Origin of the sequence: Moorena sp. SIO4E2 (assembly GCF_010671945.1) — a bacterium.
In the GTDB taxonomy this organism is placed as follows: domain Bacteria; phylum Cyanobacteriota; class Cyanobacteriia; order Cyanobacteriales; family Coleofasciculaceae; genus Moorena; species Moorena producens.
This window is the reverse complement of sequence record NZ_JAAHIE010001379.1, coordinates 1-1,112: the sequence shown is the minus strand read 5'-3', so window position 1 is coordinate 1,112 and position 1,112 is coordinate 1. Positions and strand designations below refer to the sequence as shown.

Below are 1,112 nucleotides of genomic sequence, written 5' to 3'. Positions count from 1 at the left end.
TCTAAATAGATAATGAAAACCAATCCTGTGTCTTGATGCAAAGCGCGACTGGGGGCAACCCCCTTTGGCATCGCTGCATCCCTTGATCAGAAAACCAAAAATTCCTCGGATATCTTGACACTCTTCCGTGATCCGAAGTTCCCTGATAAGAAGTCTTGATGCAAAGTGCGACTGGGGGAAACCCCGGTATTAAGGCGCTGCATTGCTTTTTATATCAATCCTAGGTTTACATATAAACTAAAAATGCTAGAGCAGTATTGAAATAGTTTTTTTACTGTTGATTAAAAAAAACCTGGACTAAATCTTACTGAAACAGTATAGCCTGATTACCGCTGGGTTTGTTGATAAAGTCTCTGTTTCTAGACTCTACAAGAGCGCAAAGCATAAAAAAGGATTATAATTCAACTACTAATCACCAAGATTTTCTGATGGCTGACATCACACTAGGAGATTTAATTACATTGATTTTCCGAGAGATCACTGACACATTGGAAGAAACAAGTGATCGGGGTAGTGATCGCGGTGGTGAACCATTGAAGTTACAGGTCACTGATGTGGATGTTGAGATTCCTGCCAATCTACGGCTGCAAACTGACCCCCAGTCTTTACCAGAAAAGTCAAATAGAGTGATAGTTACAATGCCATCAGCTCGTGAAATAGAACCAGTTGGTAGTAATGGTCGTATCGGAATCACTATCACTACTGAAGACAAAAGCTAAAGGATAAACTATTGCATGTATAGCAGTTATCAATTGGGTGAGGTACCCCACCCTTGGAGTGACGCGGGAGTAGGGAAGTCAGAAGAGGGAACTTGGGATCGATGAGTAATGATGAGTCAGTAACAGAGGATAACCAAGAATGGCAGCTGGCAGAATTGGTGGATGCGATCGCATCGGAAATTGACTATGCGGAAGATACTCTCTCCCTCAAATCCTATGCTCGTGGTAAGTCTTTGGCTATCAAACAGCTAAACCTGGATTTGGAAGTAACAGTGCGCCGTGGTCAAGATCGAGAAATTTGGTTTCGGACGGTTGTTGATCCCAAGGAAAATGGTGGTACTGTTCTCAAATTGGATTTTACCCAAGTACTACAGAGTCAGTTGCATGGGGTAC

Annotated in this window: 2 protein-coding genes; both read left to right on the top strand. The window is 42.4% G+C overall.

Features of this window, described 5'->3' with window-relative positions; translation table 11 throughout:
• Nucleotides 1–428: 428 nt before the first annotated feature.
• Entirely contained in the window at nt 429–719 is a 291-nt protein-coding gene (locus tag F6K37_RS43820) for a hypothetical protein (RefSeq protein WP_287257401.1), read from the top strand.
• 101 nt (nt 720–820) lie between these two features.
• Nucleotides 821–1,112 (top strand): hypothetical protein (locus F6K37_RS43815; protein ID WP_287257400.1); only part of this gene is annotated, 292 nt, incomplete at its 3' end.

Excerpts from the sequence above, each read along its gene's own strand:
- F6K37_RS43820 (WP_287257401.1), top strand. The coding sequence starts at position 429 with ATGGCTGACATCACACTAGGAGATTTAATTACATTGATTTTCCGAGAG.